18 protein-coding genes (1 of these 18 running past the window's edge) are annotated in these 15,522 nt (G+C 73.1%); 13 read left to right on the top strand and 5 right to left on the bottom strand.

All coding sequences use genetic code 11. The annotated features are described in order from the left end of the window. The first annotated feature begins 78 nt into the window (after positions 1-78). Genes argC through argH form a run of 8 tightly spaced genes read left to right on the top strand, consistent with a single transcriptional unit; the run spans position 79 to position 8,516 of the window. Positions 79-1,083 (top strand): N-acetyl-gamma-glutamyl-phosphate reductase, encoded by a 1,005-nt coding sequence (gene argC / locus GA0074692_RS14190; protein WP_091644723.1) that lies wholly within the window; start codon positions 79-81, stop codon positions 1,081-1,083. After that, a complete protein-coding gene (gene argJ / locus GA0074692_RS14185; RefSeq protein WP_091644722.1) occupies positions 1,080-2,252 on the top strand; it encodes a bifunctional glutamate N-acetyltransferase/amino-acid acetyltransferase ArgJ in 1,173 nt (390 codons plus the stop codon). The genes argC and argJ overlap by 4 nt, the downstream gene beginning before the upstream one ends. Beyond that, positions 2,249-3,175 carry an acetylglutamate kinase gene (gene argB / locus GA0074692_RS14180; RefSeq protein ID WP_091644720.1) on the top strand — a complete coding sequence of 309 codons (927 nt, stop codon included), beginning with the start codon at positions 2,249-2,251 and terminating at the stop codon, positions 3,173-3,175. The genes argJ and argB overlap by 4 nt, the downstream gene beginning before the upstream one ends. Then, positions 3,172-4,398: an acetylornithine transaminase gene (locus tag GA0074692_RS14175; protein WP_091644718.1), complete on the top strand. Its 1,227-nt coding sequence runs from the start codon at positions 3,172-3,174 to the stop codon at positions 4,396-4,398. Before argB ends, GA0074692_RS14175 begins: the two co-directional genes overlap by 4 nt. Beyond that, positions 4,395-5,324, top strand: a complete 930-nt coding sequence (gene argF, locus GA0074692_RS14170; protein WP_091644717.1) for an ornithine carbamoyltransferase — start codon at positions 4,395-4,397, stop codon at positions 5,322-5,324. Before GA0074692_RS14175 ends, argF begins: the two co-directional genes overlap by 4 nt. After that, positions 5,321-5,836, top strand: coding sequence for an arginine repressor (locus GA0074692_RS14165; RefSeq protein ID WP_091644716.1), 516 nt, complete (start codon positions 5,321-5,323; stop codon positions 5,834-5,836). Before argF ends, GA0074692_RS14165 begins: the two co-directional genes overlap by 4 nt. Further along, positions 5,833-7,044, top strand: a complete 1,212-nt coding sequence (locus GA0074692_RS14160; protein ID WP_091644714.1) for an argininosuccinate synthase — start codon at positions 5,833-5,835, stop codon at positions 7,042-7,044. Before GA0074692_RS14165 ends, GA0074692_RS14160 begins: the two co-directional genes overlap by 4 nt. A gap of 8 nt (positions 7,045-7,052) precedes the next feature. Further along, positions 7,053-8,516, top strand: coding sequence for an argininosuccinate lyase (argH, locus tag GA0074692_RS14155; RefSeq protein ID WP_091644713.1), 1,464 nt, complete (start codon positions 7,053-7,055; stop codon positions 8,514-8,516). A gap of 184 nt (positions 8,517-8,700) precedes the next feature. On the opposite strand, the gene GA0074692_RS14150 is transcribed toward argH, so the two are convergent. Both GA0074692_RS14150 and GA0074692_RS14145 read right to left on the bottom strand, forming a co-directional pair. Then, positions 8,701-9,054, bottom strand: coding sequence for an MmcQ/YjbR family DNA-binding protein (locus GA0074692_RS14150; protein WP_091644711.1), 354 nt, complete (start codon positions 9,052-9,054; stop codon positions 8,701-8,703). Between the two features lie 106 nt (positions 9,055-9,160). Beyond that, entirely contained in the window at positions 9,161-9,577 is a 417-nt protein-coding gene (locus tag GA0074692_RS14145) for a DNA-binding protein (protein WP_091644708.1), read from the bottom strand. Between the two features lie 111 nt (positions 9,578-9,688). Here GA0074692_RS14145 and GA0074692_RS14140 point away from each other — a divergent pair, with 111 nt between their 5' ends. Both GA0074692_RS14140 and GA0074692_RS14135 read left to right on the top strand, forming a co-directional pair. Continuing rightward, the gene (locus GA0074692_RS14140) at positions 9,689-10,084 is read left to right on the top strand and encodes a VOC family protein (RefSeq protein WP_425413332.1); all 396 of its coding nucleotides are present in this window, start codon (positions 9,689-9,691) and stop codon (positions 10,082-10,084) included. Between the two features lie 44 nt (positions 10,085-10,128). Beyond that, complete coding sequence (locus tag GA0074692_RS14135) at positions 10,129-10,536, top strand: ArsR/SmtB family transcription factor (RefSeq protein WP_091644705.1); 408 nt, start codon at positions 10,129-10,131, stop codon at positions 10,534-10,536. A 26-nt stretch (positions 10,537-10,562) separates the two neighbouring features. Here GA0074692_RS14135 and GA0074692_RS14130 read toward each other — a convergent pair whose 3' ends face one another. Together GA0074692_RS14130 and GA0074692_RS14125 are read right to left on the bottom strand one after the other, a co-directional pair. Further along, the gene (locus GA0074692_RS14130) at positions 10,563-11,198 is read right to left on the bottom strand and encodes a DNA-3-methyladenine glycosylase (RefSeq protein ID WP_245730307.1); all 636 of its coding nucleotides are present in this window, start codon (positions 11,196-11,198) and stop codon (positions 10,563-10,565) included. 42 nt (positions 11,199-11,240) lie between these two features. Further along, a complete protein-coding gene (locus GA0074692_RS14125) occupies positions 11,241-12,110 on the bottom strand; it encodes a universal stress protein (protein WP_091653442.1) in 870 nt (289 codons plus the stop codon). Positions 12,111-12,353: 243 nt separating this feature from the next. Between GA0074692_RS14125 and GA0074692_RS14120 the strand changes: the two genes are divergently transcribed. Continuing rightward, complete coding sequence (locus tag GA0074692_RS14120; protein WP_091644702.1) at positions 12,354-12,992, top strand: hypothetical protein; 639 nt, start codon at positions 12,354-12,356, stop codon at positions 12,990-12,992. Between the two features lie 102 nt (positions 12,993-13,094). Further along, the gene (locus tag GA0074692_RS14115) at positions 13,095-14,417 is read left to right on the top strand and encodes a hemolysin family protein (protein WP_091644699.1); all 1,323 of its coding nucleotides are present in this window, start codon (positions 13,095-13,097) and stop codon (positions 14,415-14,417) included. Between the two features lie 11 nt (positions 14,418-14,428). On the opposite strand, the gene GA0074692_RS14110 is transcribed toward GA0074692_RS14115, so the two are convergent. Then, positions 14,429-14,803, bottom strand: a complete 375-nt coding sequence (locus GA0074692_RS14110) for a PaaI family thioesterase (RefSeq protein ID WP_176738694.1) — start codon at positions 14,801-14,803, stop codon at positions 14,429-14,431. A gap of 116 nt (positions 14,804-14,919) precedes the next feature. Between GA0074692_RS14110 and tyrS the strand changes: the two genes are divergently transcribed. Beyond that, on the top strand, positions 14,920-15,522 hold the beginning of the coding sequence (gene tyrS, locus GA0074692_RS14105; protein ID WP_091653439.1) for a tyrosine--tRNA ligase. It continues 684 nt past the right edge of the window; only the first 603 of its 1,287 coding nucleotides appear in the window; the start codon lies at positions 14,920-14,922; its stop codon lies beyond the right edge, outside the window.

Genomic DNA, 15,522 nt, shown 5'->3' with positions numbered 1-15,522 from the left:
TTCATGCAGTTGGGTGTATGAATTTGCATCGCCCGGGTGGGGTGGCTACGATCTCCGTATAGTCATGCGGAGGTGGGTATGGGTATCCGAATCGGGGTTGCGGGAGCGAGCGGCTACGCCGGCGGTGAGCTGCTGCGCCTGATCGCCGGGCACCCGGAGTTCGACCTCGTCGCCGCCACCGCGCACAGTCAGGCTGGCCAGCCGGTCAGTGCCGTACACCCGCAGCTCGCCGGGCTGGACCTGACGCTTGCCGCCACCGATCCGGCCGCCCTGGCCGACGCGGACCTGGTCTTCCTGGCCCTGCCGCACGGCCAGTCGGCAGCCCTCGCTGCCACCCTGCCGTCGACGGTCAAGGTGGTCGACCTTGGCGCCGACCACCGGCTGGCCGACGCCGCCGCCTGGCAGCGGTACTACGGCGGCACGCACGCCGGGACGTGGACCTACGGCCTGCCGGAGCTGCCCGGCCAGCGCGTGGCGATCGCCACGGCCGACCGGGTCGCCGCTACCGGCTGCTACGCGGTGGCCACCACCCTCGCGCTCGCGCCGCTGGTCGCCGCCGGAGCTGTCTCGCCCGCTGACGTGGTGGTGGTCGCCGCCTCCGGCACCTCGGGCGCCGGCCGGGCCGCGAAGGCCCACCTGCTGGGCAGTGAGGTGATGGGCGACCTCTCGCCCTACAAGGTCGGCGCGCACCAGCACGTGCCCGAGATCAAGCAGGCCACCGGCGCGACCGGCCTGAGCTTCACCCCGGTCCTCGCGCCGATGCCGCGCGGCATCCTGGCGACGGTCACCGCCGTGCCGGCCACCGTCGACGCCGACCCGCGCGCGGTGCTCGCCGAGGCGTACGCGGACGCGCCCTTCGTGCACGTGCTGCCCGAGGGGAGGTGGCCGCACACCGCCGCCACGCTCGGCTCGAACTCCTGCCACCTCCAGGTCACCCACGACGTCGACACCGGTCGGGTGATCGTGGTCAGCGCCATCGACAACCTCGGCAAGGGCGCCGCCGGCCAGGCGGTGCAGTGCGCCAACCTGATGCTCGGCCTGCCCGAGACCACCGGCCTGTCCCTCTGGGGGATCGCACCATGACAGTCACCACCCCTCGGGGCTTCCGGGCGTCCGGTGTCGCTGCCGGGCTCAAGAGCGGCGGCGCCGCCGATGTCGCCCTCGTCGTCAATGACGGCCCCGACGCCACCGTGGCCGGCGTCTTCACCGCCAACCGGGTCAAGGCCGCGCCCGTGCTCTGGACCCAGCAGGTCGTCAAGGGCGGCGTGGTCCGCGCGGTGGTGCTCAACTCGGGCGGCGCGAACGCCTGCACCGGCCCGGCAGGCTTCCAGGACACCCACGCCACCGCAGAGCACACCGCTGCCGCGCTCACCTCGGCCAGCCCCCGGCTGCGGCTCGCCGGGGGCGACGTGGCGGTCTGCTCCACCGGTCTGATCGGTGAGCGGCTGCCGATGCCGAAACTGCTCTCCGGGGTCCGTACGGCGATCCGGGGGCTCTCCCGCGACGGCGGGACCACCGCCGCCGAGGCGATCATGACGACCGACACCCGGCCGAAGACCACGGTCATCCAGGGGGCCGGCTGGACCGTCGGCGGGATGGCCAAGGGCGCGGGCATGCTCGCCCCGGCCATGGCGACCATGCTCTGCGTGCTCACCACCGACGCGGTCGCCGGTCCCGACACGCTCGACGCCGCGCTGCGCGCCGCCTGCCGGGTCACCTTCGACCGGATCGACTCCGACGGCTGTATGTCCACCAACGACACGGTGCTCCTGCTGGCCAGCGGAGCCTCCGGCATCGAACCGACCGAGGCGGAACTGACCGCCGCGGTCACCGCCGCCTGCCATGACCTGGCCCAGCAGTTGATCGCCGACGCCGAGGGCGCCACCAAGCAGATCGCCATCGAGGTGGTCGGCGCGGCCGGCGAGGACGACGCGGTCGAGGTGGGCCGCGCGGTGGCCCGCAACAACCTGGTCAAGACCGCGTTGTTCGGCAACGACCCGAACTGGGGGCGGATCCTCGCCGCCGTCGGCACCACCGGCGCCGCCTTCGAGCCGGACGGTATCGACGTCGCGGTCAACGGCGTCTGGGTGTGCCGGGGCGGGGCCGCCGCCGAGGACCGGTCCAAGGTCGACCTGTCCGGCCGTGACGTCACCATCCGGATCGACCTGCACGCCGGGTCCGCCGAGGCCACCGTCTGGACCAACGACCTGTCCCACGCGTACGTCCACGAGAACTCGGCCTACTCCACATGACTATCCTCACCGACCTCACCCGTGCCCAGGCCAAGGCCGCCACGCTGATCGAGGCGCTGCCCTGGCTCGCCGAGTTCTCCGGCGCGACCATCGTCGTCAAGTACGGCGGCAACGCGATGGTCGACGCGGAACTCCAGCGGGCCTTCGCCGCCGACATGGTCTTCCTCCGCCACGCCGGTCTGAAGCCGGTGGTCGTGCACGGCGGCGGACCGCAGATCTCCGCGATGCTCGGCCGGCTCGGCATCACCAGCGAGTTCCGGGGCGGCCTGCGGGTCACCACCCCCGAGGCGATGGACGTCGTCCGGATGGTCCTGGTCGGCCAGGTCGGCCGGGAACTCGTCGGCCTGATCAACGCGCACGGCCCGTTCGCCGTGGGCCTCTCCGGCGAGGACGCCGGGCTGTTCACCGCCGTGCGCCGCCCCGCGTACGTGGACGGGGAACCGGTCGACGTCGGCCTGGTGGGGGACGTGGACTCGGTCGACGTCTCCGTGGTGACCGACCTGATCGCGGCCGGCCGGATCCCGGTCGTCTCGACCGTCGCGCCGGACGCCGACGGGGTGCTGCACAACCTGAACGCCGACACCGCCGCCGCCGCGCTGGCCATCGCCCTCGAGGCCCGCAAGCTGGTCGTCCTCACCGACGTACCCGGCCTGTACGCGAACTGGCCGGACACCACCAGCCTGGTCTCCGAGATCACCACCGACGAGCTGGCGGAGCTGCTACCCCGGCTGGAGGCCGGCATGGTGCCGAAGATGGAGGCGTGCCTGCGGGCGGTGCGCGGCGGCGTCCCCGCCGCGCACGTGGTGGACGGCCGGGTCGCCCACTCCACGCTGCTGGAGGTGTTCACCTCGGAAGGATTCGGAACGATGGTCGTGAACGGGGAAGACGGACCCGCGGAGCAGGAAGGCACGGTCGGGTCATGAGCACCCTCGTCGAACGCTGGACCCACAGCATGATGGACAACTACGGCACCCCGCCGCTCGGGCTGGTCTCCGGCTCCGGCGCCGTCGTGGTCGACGAGGCCGGCCGGGAGTACGTCGACCTGGTCGGCGGGATCGCGGTCAACGCGCTCGGCCACGCCCACCCGGCGGTGGTGGCGGCGGTGTCGAAGCAGGTCGCCACCCTGGGCCACGTCTCCAACCTGTTCGTCGCCGAACCGCCGGTGGCCCTGGCGGAGCTGCTGCTCGCCCTCGCCGGCCGGCCCGGCCGGGTCTTCTTCGCCAACTCCGGCGCCGAGGCCAACGAGGCGGCGTTCAAGCTGTCCCGGCTCACCGGCCGCACCCACGTCGTCGCCACCGAGGGCGGCTTCCACGGGCGGACCATGGGCGCGCTGGCGCTCACCGGCCAACCGGCCAAGGCCGACCCGTTCCGCCCGCTGCCCGGCGACGTTACCCACGTCCCGTACGGCGATCCGGCGGCCCTCGCGGCGGCGGTCACCGACGCCACGGCCATGGTGATCATCGAACCGATCCAGGGCGAGAACGGCGTCGTCGTGCCCCCCGCCGGCTACCTCGTCGAGGCCCGGCGGATCACCGCCCGGCACGGCGCGCTGCTGGTGCTCGACGAGGTGCAGACCGGCATCGGCCGCACCGGCCACTGGTTCGCCCACCAGGCCGAGGGAGTCGAACCCGACCTGGTCACCCTGGCCAAGGGGCTCGGCGGTGGGCTACCGCTCGGTGCCTGCCTGGCCTTCGGTCGGGCCGCCGACCTGCTCGGTCCGGGCTCCCACGGCACCACCTTCGGCGGTAACCCGGTCAGTTGCGCCGCGGCGCTCGCGGTGGTCTCCACCATCGCCAGCGAGGGACTGCTCGACCACGTCAAGCGGGTCGGTGAGCGGCTGCGCCGGGGCGTCGAGGCGCTCGGCCACCCCCTGGTGACCGAGGTACGCGGCGCGGGCCTGCTGCTCGGCGTGGTGCTTGCCGCGCCGGTGTCGAAGCAGGTCACCGAGGCGTTGCGGGCCGCCGGTTTCCTGGCCAACCCGGTGCAGCCGAACGTGGTCCGGCTGGCCCCGCCGCTCATCCTCACCCCCGACCAGGCCGACGCCTTCCTCGCCGCCCTCCCCGCAGCCCTCGACGCGGCGGCGGTCCCGGCCGCCGCGTCGAGCCCCGCCACCGACCCGACCACGACCCCGGAGACGAGCGCATGACCCGGCACCTGTTGCGGGACGACGACCTGACCCCCGCCGAGCAGTCGGCCGTGCTGGACCTGGCGGCCCGGATGAAGGCGGACCGGTTCGGGTACCGGCCTCTCGCCGGACCGCGCTCGGTGGCGGTGCTCTTCGACAAGCAGAGCTTGCGCACCCGGTTCTCCTTCGACGTCGGCATCGCCGAGTTGGGCGGCCACCCGCTCGTGGTGGACACCCAGGTCACCCACTTCGGCCGGGGCGAGACCCTGGCCGACGCCGGGCGGGTGCTCTCCCGGTACGTGGCGGCGATCGTGCTGCGCACCCACGGCGACGACCGGATCGCCGAGGTCGCCGAGGCGGCCACCGTCCCGGTGGTCAACGCGCTCACCGACGGCTTCCACCCCTGCCAGCTCCTGGCCGACCTGCTCACCGTGCGCGAGCACTGCGGCGGCACCGCCGGCCGGACCCTGGCGTACGTCGGCGACGCGGCGAACAACCTCGCGCACTCGTACCTGCTGGCCGGGGCGACCGCCGGGATGCACGTCCGGGTCGCCGGGCCGGAGGGGTTCGCCCCGGACCCGGCGGTGCTGGCCCGGGCCGCCGAGATCGCCCAGAGCACCGGCGGGTCGGTACGGGCGCTGACCGACCCGGTCGCGGCGGTCCGGGACGCCGACGTGGTCGCCACCGACACCTGGACCTCGATGGGACAGGAGGCCGACGGGCTGGACCGGATCACCCCGTTCCTGCCGTACCAGGTCAACAAGGAGCTGCTCGGGCACGCCGCACCGGACGCGATCGTGCTGCACTGCCTGCCCGCGCACCGCGGCGAGGAGATCACCGACGAGGTGCTCGACGGCCCGCAGAGCGCGGTCTTCGACCAGGCGGAGAATCGCCTGCACGCCCAGAAGGCGCTGCTGACGTTTCTCCTGGAGGAGACCACCTCATGACCGCCCCGCTGACCCGTACCGCCCGCCACGCCCGCATCGTCGAGCTGATCCGGGACACGGCCGTCCACTCGCAGACCGAGCTGGCCGACCGGCTCGCCGCCGACGGCGTCCAGGTCACCCAGGCCACCCTGTCCCGGGACCTGAAGGAACTGGGCGCGGTGACGGTACGCGGCGGCGACGGCCGGGGCGTCTACCTGATCCCCGAGGACGGCCACCGGCCGCTGCGTGACGCCGAGAACGCGCCGGCCCGGCTGATCCGGCTGCTGCGCGAACTGCTCAACGGCGTGGACGCCAGCGGCAACATCGCCGTCCTGCGCACCCCACCGGGTGCGGCGCACTACCTGGCCAGCGCGCTCGACCGAGCGGGCCTGCCCGAGGTCGTCGGCACCATCGCCGGCGACGACACCATCCTCGTCGTGGCCCGCGAGGGCATCGGCGGGGCCGCGCTGGGCGAGAAGCTCAGCGCCTGGTCCCGTCGGGAAGAGAACGTTGAAGGGAGCACCACACCATGACCGAGCGGGTCGTCCTGGCGTACTCCGGAGGGCTGGACACCTCCGTCGCCATTCCCTACCTGGCCGAGCAGACCGGCGCCGAGGTGATCGCGGTAGCGGTCGACGTCGGGCAGGGCGGCGAGGACCTCGACGCCATCCGGCAGCGCGCCCTGGACTGCGGCGCGGTGGAGTCCGAGGTGGTCGACGCGCGCGACGAGTTCGCCGCCGAGTACTGCCTGCCGGCGATGCGGGCCAACGCCCTCTACATGGACCGTTACCCGCTGGTGTCCGCGCTGAGCCGGCCGCTGATCGTCAAGCACCTGGTCACGGCGGCCCGCAAGCACGGCGGCACGATCGTCTCGCACGGCTGCACCGGCAAGGGCAACGACCAGGTCCGCTTCGAGGTCGGCCTGGCCGCGCTCGCCCCGGACCTGAAGATCATCGCCCCGGCCCGGGACTTCGCCTGGACCCGGGACAAGGCGATCGCCTTCGCCGAGGAGAAGGGCCTGCCGATCGACGTGTCGGCGAAGTCGCCGTACTCGATCGACCAGAACCTGTGGGGACGGGCGGTGGAGACCGGCTTCCTGGAGGACATCTGGAACGGCCCGATCGAGGACCTCTACTCCTACACCGCCGACCCGACCGAGCCGCGCGACGCCGACGAGGTGGTCATCACCTTCGACGCCGGTGTGCCGGTCGCCGTCGACGGCGAGACGGTCACCCCGTACCAGGCGATCGCGGAGCTGAACCGGCGGGCCGGCGCGCAGGGCGTCGGCCGGCTGGACATGGTCGAGGACCGGCTCGTCGGCATCAAGAGCCGCGAGGTGTACGAGGCCCCCGGCGCGATCGCCCTGATCGCCGCCCACCAGGAGCTGGAGGCGGTCACCGTCGAGCGGGACCTGGCCCGGTTCAAGCGCGGCGTGGACCAGCGCTGGGGCGAGCTGGTCTACGACGGCCTCTGGTTCTCCCCGCTCAAGCGGGCGCTGGACGCCTTCATCGACGACGCCCAGCAGCAGGTCTCCGGCGAGGTGCGGCTCACCCTGCACGGCGGCCGGGCCACCGTTACCGGTCGGCGCTCCGAGGCCAGCCTCTACGACTTCGGCCTGGCCACCTACGACACCGGCGACACCTTCGACCAGTCCCTCGCCAAGGGCTTCGTGCAGCTCTGGGGTCTGCCCAGCAAGATGGCCGCGGCCCGGGACGCCCGGTTGGGCGGCTCCGGACAGTGAGCACCAGAATGGGCGGGGTGGACGACAAGAGTCTGACCGAGAACAGCGCCGCGACCAACCGGACGAGCCTCTGGGGCGGCCGGTTCGCCGGTGGCCCGTCGGAGGCCCTGGCCCGGCTGTCGGTGAGCGTGCAGTTCGACTGGCGCCTGGCCCCGTACGACATCGCCGGCTCCCGGGCGCACGCCCGGGTGCTGGCCGGCGCCGGCCTGCTCGACCCGGAGGAACTGGGTCGGATCCTCGCCGCCCTGGACGACCTGGAGGCCGCCTGCGCCTCCGGGGCGTTCCGCCCCACCGTCGACGACGAGGACGTGCACACCGCCCTGGAACGGGGCCTGCTGGAACGGCTGGGCACCCTGGGCGGCAAGCTGCGCGCCGGCCGGTCCCGCAACGACCAGGTCGCCACCGACCTGCGGCTCTACCTGCGTGACCACGCCCGGGGCGTGGCCGCCCGGCTGGTCGAGCTGGCCGAGGCCCTGGTCGAGCAGGCCGGCCGGCACGTCGACACCGCCGCGCCCGGCATGACCCACCTCCAGCACGCCCAGCCGGTCACCTTCGGGCACTGGCTGCTGGCCCACGTGCAGCCGCTCCTGCGTGACCTGGAACGGCTACGCGACTGGGACCACCGCACGGCGGTCAGCCCGCTCGGCGCGGGCGCGCTCGCCGGTTCCGGCCTGCCGCTGGACCCGGTGGCCGTCTCCCGGGAGCTGGGCTTCCGCACGTCGTTCGCCAACTCGATGGACGCGGTCGCCGACCGGGACTTCGTCGCCGAGTTCCTCTTCGTCACCGCGATGGTCGGGGTGCACCTGTCCCGCCTCGGCGAGGAGGTGGTGCTCTGGACGTCGCAGGAGTTCGGCTGGGTCGAGCTGGACGACGCCTTCGCCACCGGTTCGTCGATCATGCCGCAGAAGAAGAACGCGGACATCGCCGAGCTGGCCCGGGGCAAGTCCGGTCGCCTGGTCGGCGGGCTGATGAGCGTGCTGACCATGCTCAAGGGCCTGCCGATGACCTACGACCGGGACATGCAGGAGGACAAGGAGCCGGCCTTCGACGCGGTCGACACCCTGGAACTGCTGCTGCCGGCCCTCGCCGGGATGGTCTCCACGATGACGGTACGGGTGGACCGGCTGGTCGCCGCCGCGCCGGTCGGCTTCTCGCTGGCCACCGAGGTGGCCGACTGGCTGGTCCGGCGGAACGTGCCGTTCCGCGAGGCGCACGAGATCACCGGCCGCCTTGTGGCGCTCTGCGTGGCCCGGGACTGCGCCCTCGACGAGGTCTCCGACGCTGACCTGGCGACGGTCAGCGCGCACCTCGACCCGTCGGTGCGGGATGTGCTCTCCGTCCGGTCGGCCCTCGCGGCCCGGACCACGCCCGGCTCGACCGGCCCCGGCCCGGTCGCCGACCAGCTCGCCGCCGCGGCCGACCAGCTCGTCGGCTGGCGGGAGTGGGCCGCCGAGACGGTCGTCCCCCGCTGAGGCAGTCGTCGCGGCGCGTGGACTTCCCGTCCGCGCGCCGCGACCGTGCTGGTGACGCTGGTCGACGCGGCGGCCTGCAGGGTTTCCCGTGCGCGCTCCGCGACCGCTGCCCCGCCGGTCAGGCCGCCGTCCGTCGCGCCAAACGCGCCGCCCCACCGAACGCCCTGCCTCGCCCCGGCCGGGCTCAGGCCAGGACCGGACGCTCGCGCTTGGGCAACTTGGCCACCACCATGTCGTACGACGCGTCGACCGCCTCGGTCAGCTCGTCGTCGTCGATCGTGCCGCCGAGGGCGAGGGTGTTCCAGCCGGACCGGCCGATGTAGGCGGAAGCGCGGGCGTCGTCCGGGTACCGGTGCAGCCACTCGTCGGCGACGTCCCGGTTCGGGCCGCACTTCACCCCGACGGTCGTCCCCTCCTCGCTGCCGAGGAAGGCGAAGATCTTGCTGCCCACCTTCACCACGACGTCGTTCTCCCAGGGACGGTCCTCCCAGGCGCCCGGCTTCGCCAGGCAGTACGCCAGCATCTCGGCGCGGGTCATCGGTGGCTCCCTCCGTGGCCACCCCGTCCGGCGCTCTGTCGGCGGGGCGGTCCATGCCTACCACGCCGGGGCGACAGTTCGCCGACGAAAGGCGCCGGGTCGGCGGTCAGCTGTCGGCGCGGCCGGAGACCCGTTCGAAGCGCTGCCGGGCGGCCTGCGCGCTGCCGAGGCCGAGGCCGAAGGCGATCGCCTGCCAAGTGAGTCCCCGGGCCCGGGCCAGTTCGAGCAGACCGGCCTCCAGCGTGTCGACGTCGGCGCGGACCCGGGGGAGCAGGGTCAGCGCGGCCATCAGGTCGGCCTGGTCGACGCCCTCCTCGCCGGGGGTCGGCTCGGCCGCGCCGGCCGCCAGGGCGAGGACCAGGCTGGCCGCCTCGTACGGCTCGGGCAGGTACGGGTTGGTGTGCCGCCCACGGCGCTCGGCGGTGTCGGCGTGCCGCTCGGTGATCCGCTGGAGCGCGGCGAAGTCCCGTCGGGCACGGGCGGCGGCGGGGTGCGGGGGCGTGAAGGGGTCGGCGTCGCTCATGACACCTAACATATTTGTTTTCAACAGAATGTTCAACTCTATGAGAGTTGACTTATATAAGGGGCGTTTGAAAGTCTGGCGTCGACGCCGACCCGAGGAATGGGGAACACCGTGATCAGAGTGGCCGTGACCAGCGTCTTCGTCGACGACCAGGAGAAGGCGAAGAGTTTCTACACCGACGTGCTCGGCTTCGTCCTCCGGCACGACGTGCCGCTGGGCGGGGAAGACCGCTGGTTGACCGTGGTCGCCGCCGACCAGCCCGACGGGGTGGAACTGCTGCTGGAGCCGAACGGGAACCCGATCGCGAAGACCTACCAGCAGGGGCTGCGCGAGGCCGGCTTGCCCGTCATCATCATGCGTACCGACGACATCCAGCGGGAACACGACCGGCTCACCGCCCTCGGGGTGCACTTCACCATGCCGCCGACGCCGACCGGCCCGGTCCTCTCGGCGGTGTTCGACGACACCTGCGGCAACTTGATCAGCCTTCAGCAACCGGTCGGCTGACCCACCCGGTACCGTCGGGCGCGCGTACCCGAGGTGGAGGTGCTGTGCACGCGTTCGACGTCCTGGGGGACCCGGTCCGCCGGCGGATCCTGGAGCTGCTCGCCGACGGCGAACGCCCGGCGGGCGAGGTCGGCGCGGTCGTCCAGGCCGAGTTCGGCATCTCCCAGCCGGCGGTCTCCCAACACCTGCGGGTGTTACGGGAGAACGGGTTCGCCACCGTCCGCAACCAGGGCACCCGCCGGCTGTACGCGGTCGATCCAACCCCACTGGCCGAGGTCGACCGCTGGCTAGCCCGCTACCGGCGGTTCTGGGACCAGCGGCTGGACGCCCTCGGCACCGAGCTGGCCCGGGGCCGGCGGGACCGCAGGTCGGCCCCGCCCGCCCCGGCCGGCGGGACCGATGCTCCGGGGGGCGGGGCCGACGGTCCGGCGGGCGCCGACGACCGGCCCTGACCGCGACACCGCCCCCGGGCGCCTGCTCACCAACCCACGTCGAGCGGGTCGACCGGGTCGTCGCCGACCACCCGGCCACGGCGGTACGCGGACACCGTCGGATCACCGGTCAGCCAGTACCGCCAACGCCACTCACTCGCCCGACTGACACCCACCCTCGGACCCGACGAGACAGCCGCCGGCGGGCGGGTCGGCGGCGCCAGGACGAGCGACCCGCCGTCGAGCAGGTCCGCGCCGTTGTGCTGGCGCGTCAGCGCCAACGCCTGGCCAAGGTTGCCGGGTCCCCGGGCCAGCGAGCGCAGCGCCACCCGCTCGCCTCGGCGACGCTGCGCCAGATCGACCCCACCGACCACACGACCGGCCCTGAGCAGCACCGCCGACGCCGCCCCCTCAGGACCGGTCACCACGTTGGCGCAGTAGTGCAACCCGTGCGACAGGTAGACGTAGAGCCGACCAGCCGGACCGAACATCACCGCGTTGCGCGCCGTCGGACCACGCCAGGCGTGCGAGGCGGGATCGGCCTGGCCCGCGTACGCCTCGGTCTCCGTCAGCTCGACGGTCACCGACCCGTCGGGTGAGTGATGGGTCAGTGTCCAGCCGATCAGTGCGGGAGCGACCAGGGGAGCGGGTCGCGCCAGGACGGCGAGCAGGTCAGCGGACAACGGGCGACTCCCTCCGGCTCACGGCGACTTCCTCCGGCCCACTCAGCCGACGTGGCCGTGCGGATGGGCCACCAACACCGGGCAACCCGCGTGCTGCACCACCGCCTGGCTGACCGAGCCGAGCAGCAGCCCGGCGAGGCCACCCCGACCCCGGCTGCCGACCACCAGCAACGCCGCGTCCGCGCCCGCCTCGACCAGTGCCGGCGCGGGCTCGTCCGCCCGGAGGAGCCGCGCGGTGACGGTCAGCCCCGGATGCCGGCGCCGAACCGTCTCGGCCGCTCCGGCGAGCAGCCGATCAACCTCCGCCCCGGCCCCGGCCGCCTCCTCGGGCCCCGGCGGCCCGCCGTCGGGGGCGGCGACGTGGGCCAGCACCAGGGGGACGCGTCGACGGGCAGCCTCCTCGGCGGCGTGTCCGACGGCCAGCTCGGACAGCTCCGAGCCGTCCACCCCGACCACCACCGGCCCGGTAGCCGGCACCCGCCGGTCGGCGGGACGCACCACCAGCACCGGGCAGTGCGCCTGCCCGGCGACCTGGGCGCTGACCGAGCCGAGCAGCAGCCCGGCGAACCCGCCCATGCCCCGGCTGCCGACCACCACCAGCTCGGCGCGCCGGGACTCCTCGACCAGCGTGGCACCCGGCCCGCCCGCGACCTGGCGGACCTCGACGGCCAGGTCCGGCCAGCGTCCGCGCAGGTCGGCAGCGGTCTGGTCGAGCATCTTCCGGGCTTCCCCGCTGGGTTCCGGCATGCCCACGTCGTACGGGTTGACCGGCACGCCGTAGCCGAGCGGGTGCAGGTAGCCGTGCACCAGGTGCAGCGGACGGGACCGTAGCGCGGCGGCCCACGCGGCGTGCTCGGCGGCGACCAGGCTCGGCGGCGATCCGTCAACGCCCACCACCACGGGTCGGTCCATCAGTTCCCCCTTTTCCGGCACCTCGTCCAGGTCGTACCCTGCCCCACCCACCGTCCGAACCACCGGCGCGCCACGCGAAGGCCAACCGTGACCAGACCGGGATCGAACGGGCGATCCCGGCCGGACGGGCCGCCGTGGCGATGCCGGAATCGTCCGACCGGCGGGGCCGGAACGGTACGCCCGGCGGAACCGCCCGGCCGGGCAACGGGCGACAGCGGCACGCGGCGCGACTACCCTCGCGGCGTGAACTGGCTGGACATGATCGGCTGGACCGGATCCGCGCTGCTGGTCTGGTCCCTACTCCAGGCGCGCATCCTGCGGCTGCGCGCGCTCAACCTCGTCGGCTGCCTGGTCCTGATCTGGTACAACGCCGCGCTGTCGGTCTGGCCCATGGTCGGGCTCAACGTCGTGCTCGCCGTGATCAACCTCTGGTACCTGCGGAAACTGCTCACCACCCGGCACGACGCGCAGACGTACGAGGTGGTGCAGGTCGGCGTCCGGGACGAGTTCCTCGCCCACACGCTGCGGGTGCACGCCCGGGACATCGCCCGGTTCAACCCGGACTTCCACTGGGACGGCCGCACCGGCCGGGGCGAGGCGTTCCTGGTGCTCCGCGCCGACGAGGTGGTCGGGGTGGTGCTCTCCCACGCCGAGGCGAACGACGTCGCCCAGATCGACCTGGACTACGTCACCCAGCGCTTCCGCGACCTGACCCCGGGGGAGTTCGTCTTCCGGCGCAGCACCCTGTTCACCGACCGGGGGTATCACCGGGTGGTGAGCCCGCCGGGCATGGTCGCCCCGTACTACCACCGCCTGGGGTTCCGCCCCGAGGGAGACTCGTACGTGCTCGATCTGCCCACCGGGAACGACACCGGGCGATGATTCGCCGGTCCGGCGACGGGGCAAGGAGACCCGTACGCCGGCCGGGACCACCGGCCTGCGGCGCCGCTACGTCGGCGCGGGCTGTGTGAGGAGATTCCCGGCGTGCAGAGCTACTGGAGCCAACTGGCCCTGGTCGGTGTCCTGGTCGTGCTGAACGCGGTCTTCTCCGGCAGCGAGATGGCCCTGGTCTCGCTGCGGGAGAGTCAGGTGCAGCGTCTGGAGCGGAGCAGCCGCTCCGGCCGGGTGCTGGCCAAGCTCGCCCGGGATCCGAACCGCTTCCTGGCCACCATCCAGATCGGCATCACCCTGGCCGGGTTCCTCGCCTCCGCGGCGGCGGCCGTCTCGTTGGCCCAGCCGGTGGTGCCGCTGCTCGGGTTCCTCGGCGGCGCCGCCGAGACGGCGGCGATCGTGCTGGTCACCCTGGCACTGACCTTCGTCACCCTGGTCTTCGGCGAGCTGGCCCCGAAGCGGGTGGCGATGCAACGGGCGGAACGCTGGGCGCTGCTGGTCGCCCGCCCGCTGGACCTCGTCGCCAGCTTCTCCCGTCCGGCCGTCTGGGCGCTCGGTGCCACCAGCGACCTGGTCGTCCGCCTGTTCGGCGTCGACCCGGAACCGCAGCGCGACGAGATCAGTCCGGACGAGCTGCGCGACATCGTCGCCGGCCACCACGGCTTCACCAAGGAGCAGCAGACCATCATCGCCGGCGCGGTGGAGATCGCCGACCGCCGGCTGCGCGCGGTGCTCGTCCCCCGGTTGCAGGTCTTCTGCCTGGACAGCGGCACCACCGCGGAGGCCGCCCGGCTGGTGCTGGCCGCCTCCGGGCACTCCCGGGCACCGGTGGTCCGGCACGGCGGCCTGGACGACGCGATCGGCGTGATCCACCTGCGTGACCTGGTGGGCGTCCCCGACGACCGGCCGGTCGACGAGTGTGTCCGCCCGCCGATGCTGCTGCCGGACTCGCTGCCCGTGGTGGACGCGCTGCGCCAGTTCAAGGCCGAACGGCAGCACATCGCGCTGGTCGTGAACGAGCGGGGCGCGATCGAGGGGATCGTCACCCTGGAGGACATCCTGGAGGAGATCGTCGGCGAGATCTACGACGAGACCGACCGGGACGTGCGCGCCGTACGCCCCGAACCGGACGGCAGCGTGCTGCTGCCCGGCACCTTCCCGGTGCACGACCTGGTGGACGTTGGGGTCGAGCTGCCCGGCCGGCCCGACGGGGACTACACCACGGTCGCCGGGCTGATGTTGGCCTGCCTCGGCCGCATTCCGACCGAGACCGGGGAACAGGTGGAGGTCGACGGCTGGCGGCTGGAGGTGGCCGACATCGACCACCACGCCATCACCCGGGTACGGCTGCGCCCCGGCGAGCGACCGGACCGGCCCGCCGACGCCGACCAGACCCTGGACCCCGTCGAGCACTGAGCCGGGCGGTCTCAGGCTCCGGTGAGGTTCTGCAACCGGACCTGCCCCCGCGCCACCAGCCGTCCGGCGTCGTCGGTGATCTCCACCTGCCAGAGCTGCTGACTGCGACCCCGGTGCAGCGGGGTACCCACCGCGGTCAGCTCGCCGTCCCGTACGGCGCGCAGGAAGTCGGTCTGGTTGGACACCCCGACCACCTTCCCCCGGTCGCCCAGCCACAGCGAACCCCCGACGCTCGCCGCCGTCTCCACCACCGCGCAGTACACCCCGCCGTGCTGGATGCCGTGCGGCTGGTGCAGCTCCGGTCGGACCCGCCAGCGGATCACCACCCGGTCACCGCTCGTCTCGTCGAACTTCAGCCCGAGCAGGCCGACGAACCCGGCGCTCATGTCCAACTGCTCCACGGTGACTCCTCCTCGATCAGCGCGACGGCCAGCGTAGCCGTGCCGGTCGTGCCGCAAACCCGGTACCGGCCGTCACCGGCGATGGGGGACAATCGGTGACCGTGACCGATAGCAGCCTCCCGTCGCCCAGCCGGGACTCACTGACCGACGACCTGCGGTGGCGGGGCATCATCCAGGACTCCACCGACCCCGACGAGCTGCGTGCTCTGCTCGACGGCGGGGCCGCCACGTACTACGTCGGCTTTGACCCGACCGCGCCGAGCCTGCACGTCGGCCACCTGATGCAGGTCGTCACCGCCCGTCGACTACAGCTCGCCGGCCACCGACCGCTGCTGCTGGTCGGTGGCGCCACCGGGCAGATCGGCGACCCGAAGGAGAGCGCCGAGCGGACGCTCAACCCGCCCGAGGTGGTGTCCGGCTGGGTGCGCCGCATCCACGACCAGCTCGCGCCGTTCGTCTCGTACACCGGGGAGAACGCGGCCCGCCTGGTCAACAACCTGGACTGGACCGGCGAGATGTCGGTGGTCGAGTTCCTCCGCGACGTCGGCAAGCACTTCCCGGTCAACCGGATGCTGGCCCGGGAGGTGGTCAAGGCCCGGCTGGAGACCGGCATCAGCTTCACCGAGTTCAGCTACCAGCTCCTCCAGGCCAACGACTTCTTCGAGCTGCACCGCCGGCACGGCTGCCAGTTGCAGTTCGGCGGC

Source organism: Micromonospora pallida (assembly GCF_900090325.1).
Taxonomy (GTDB): Bacteria; Actinomycetota; Actinomycetes; order Mycobacteriales; family Micromonosporaceae; genus Micromonospora; species Micromonospora pallida.
Note: the sequence above shows the minus strand (reverse complement) of the source record. Positions and strands in the feature narration are given on the sequence as shown.

Excerpts from the sequence above, each read along its gene's own strand:
- argH (WP_091644713.1), top strand. The coding sequence starts at position 7,053 with ATGGGCGGGGTGGACGACAAGAGTCTGACCGAGAACAGCGCCGCGACC.
- GA0074692_RS14125 (WP_091653442.1), bottom strand. The coding sequence starts at position 12,110 with ATGGACCGACCCGTGGTGGTGGGCGTTGACGGATCGCCGCCGAGCCTG.
- argJ (WP_091644722.1), top strand. The coding sequence starts at position 1,080 with ATGACAGTCACCACCCCTCGGGGCTTCCGGGCGTCCGGTGTCGCTGCC.
- argC (WP_091644723.1), top strand. The coding sequence starts at position 79 with ATGGGTATCCGAATCGGGGTTGCGGGAGCGAGCGGCTACGCCGGCGGT.
- argF (WP_091644717.1), top strand. The coding sequence starts at position 4,395 with ATGACCCGGCACCTGTTGCGGGACGACGACCTGACCCCCGCCGAGCAG.
- GA0074692_RS14145 (WP_091644708.1), bottom strand. The coding sequence starts at position 9,577 with ATGAGCGACGCCGACCCCTTCACGCCCCCGCACCCCGCCGCCGCCCGT.
- GA0074692_RS14110 (WP_176738694.1), bottom strand. The coding sequence starts at position 14,803 with ATGAGCGCCGGGTTCGTCGGCCTGCTCGGGCTGAAGTTCGACGAGACG.
- argB (WP_091644720.1), top strand. The coding sequence starts at position 2,249 with ATGACTATCCTCACCGACCTCACCCGTGCCCAGGCCAAGGCCGCCACG.
- GA0074692_RS14165 (WP_091644716.1), top strand. The coding sequence starts at position 5,321 with ATGACCGCCCCGCTGACCCGTACCGCCCGCCACGCCCGCATCGTCGAG.
- GA0074692_RS14150 (WP_091644711.1), bottom strand. The coding sequence starts at position 9,054 with ATGACCCGCGCCGAGATGCTGGCGTACTGCCTGGCGAAGCCGGGCGCC.
- GA0074692_RS14175 (WP_091644718.1), top strand. The coding sequence starts at position 3,172 with ATGAGCACCCTCGTCGAACGCTGGACCCACAGCATGATGGACAACTAC.
- GA0074692_RS14160 (WP_091644714.1), top strand. The coding sequence starts at position 5,833 with ATGACCGAGCGGGTCGTCCTGGCGTACTCCGGAGGGCTGGACACCTCC.